The sequence below is a fragment of the Parvibaculum sp. genome (assembly GCF_035511255.1).
Taxonomy (GTDB): Bacteria; Pseudomonadota; Alphaproteobacteria; order Parvibaculales; family Parvibaculaceae; genus Parvibaculum.
Genome location: NZ_DATKFR010000002.1, coordinates 1 through 2,320 on the forward strand (window position 1 = coordinate 1; position 2,320 = coordinate 2,320).

The window sequence follows — 2,320 nt, forward strand, 5'->3', positions numbered from 1 at the left end:
AGCACGGTCAACCGCAGGGGCAGTCGCACAGCCCGCAACCGCAGGGAAGGCCGCAGGCTCAGCAATCTCATCGCAATGAGCCGGCCGGCCATCCCGAATTCATGCACGACGAATCCCGCTATGTGCGCGACTACTATCGCAATCACAAATGGGATGCGCCGCGCCCGAAGCATCGCGTCTATGTCGGCTACAAGCTGCCGCGCGATTACCGCCATCCGCTGCCGCCGGAGCTGCGCGTCCGGTTCCATCCGCGTCCGGGCTATGAATACTACATGGTCGGCGACGACGTCGTGTTGGCCGCGATCGCGACCGGCCTCATCGTGGACATTCTCGTCAACGTCCATTGAGGGCAAGGCGAGCTTTGCGCCGTTTCGGAAGGCCCGGGCCGGAAGCCCGAGCCTTTCCCGCTTTTGCAGCGCAGCAAAGCCTGTGATAATGGCGTTTCGGCAAAGGACCGCAGCGTAAAGGCAAGAGAGATGGCGAAGGACGAGACCGGCAAACCGCGCGTGAAGCAGGACCAACCCTGGATCTTCCGCACCTATGCGGGTCATTCGACGGCCAAGGCCTCGAACGAGCTCTACCGGACCAATCTCGCCCGCGGCCAGACCGGCCTTTCCGTCGCCTTCGACCTCCCCACCCAGACGGGCTACGACAGCGACCATGTGCTCGCCAGGGGCGAGGTGGGCAAGGTCGGCGTGCCGATCAGCCATATCGGCGACATGCGGGACCTCTTTCACGATATCCCGCTCGAAAAGATGAACACCTCGATGACGATCAACGCGACGGCTGCTTGGCTGCTGGCGCTCTATATCGCGGTCGCGGACGAGCAGGGGGCGGACCGGGCCAAGCTCCAGGGCACGGTGCAGAACGACATCATCAAGGAATATCTCTCGCGCGGCACTTATGTCTTTCCGCCCGAGCCCTCGATGCGGCTCATCACCGACATCGTCTCCTATACCTATACGCAGGTGCCGAAGTGGAACCCCACCAATGTCTGCTCCTACCATCTGCAGGAAGCGGGCGCGACGCCGGTGCAGGAGCTGGCCTTTGCGCTGGCGAACGCCATCGCGGTCCTCGACCATGTGAAGGCGGGCGGCCAGGTGCCCGAGCATGAATTCGATCAGGACGTCGGGCGTATTTCCTTCTTCGTCAATGCGGGCGTCCGCTTCGTCACTGAAATTGCCAAGATGCGCGCCTTCGTCGATCTCTGGGACGAGATCACGCGCGACCGTTACGGCGTCGCCGACGAGAAGCATCGCCGTTTCCGCTACGGCGTGCAGGTGAACTCGCTCGGCCTCACCGAGCAGCAGCCCGAAAACAACGTCTATCGGATTCTCATCGAGATGCTGGCGGTGACGCTCTCGAAAAAGGCGCGCGCCCGCGCGGTGCAGTTGCCCGCCTGGAACGAGGCGCTCGGCCTGCCGCGCCCCTGGGACCAGCAATGGTCGCTTCGCGCGCAGCAGATTCTCGCCTTCGAAACCGATCTTCTTCAGTATGAGGATATTTTCGACGGCAGCCATGTGATGGACGCCAAGGTCGAGGCGCTGAAGGCGGAAGCGCGCGAGGAATTGAAGAAGATCGAGGAGATGGGCGGCGCCATCGCAGCCATCGAAAGCGCCTATATGAAGGAGCAGCTCGTCTCGTCCAATTCCGAACGCCTCGCCGCCATCGAGGCGGGCGAGCAGAAGGTCATCGGCGTCAACGCTTATGTCGAGACGGCGCCGTCGCCGCTCACCACCGGCGAAGGCTCGATCATGGTCGCCGAGGCCGGTGTCGAGGATCACCAGATCGCGCGGCTGAAGGAATGGCGCCGCACCCGCGACAATGACGCGGTCGAGGCGGCGCTCGCCGATCTCCGCCGCGCGGCCAAGGAAGGCCACAACATCATGGAGCCGTCGATTGCCTGCGCGAAGGCCGGCGTCACGACCGGCGAATGGGGCACGGCGCTCCGCGCGATCTTCGGCGAATACCGCGCGCCCACGGGCGTGTCCCACGCCGCGCGCAACGACGTGCCGGGCCTCGACCATGTGCGCGAAATGGTCGACGCCGTCTCGAAGAAGCTCGGACGGCGGCTGAAGTTCCTCGTCGGCAAGCCCGGCCTCGACGGCCATTCGAACGGCGCCGAGCAGATCGCGGTCCGCGCCCGCGATTGCGGCATGGACGTCGTCTATGACGGCATCCGCCTGACGCCGGAGGAAATCGTCGCCGCCGCGCGCGAAGGCCGCGTGCATGTGCTCGGCCTCTCGATCCTGTCGGGCAGCCACGTCTCGCTGGTGACGGATGTGATGGCCCGGCTCAAGGACGAGGGGATCGACATCCC

Annotated in this window: 2 protein-coding genes; both read left to right on the top strand. The window is 64.6% G+C overall.

Going from position 1 to position 2,320, the window contains the following annotated elements; all coding sequences use genetic code 11:
- Window positions 1-347 (top strand): RcnB family protein (locus tag VMR03_RS00015; RefSeq protein ID WP_325401008.1); only part of this gene is annotated, 347 nt, incomplete at its 5' end.
- 129 nt (window positions 348-476) lie between these two features.
- The coding region (locus tag VMR03_RS00020; RefSeq protein ID WP_325401010.1) for a methylmalonyl-CoA mutase family protein at window positions 477-2,320 on the top strand (1,844 nt) is incomplete at its 3' end.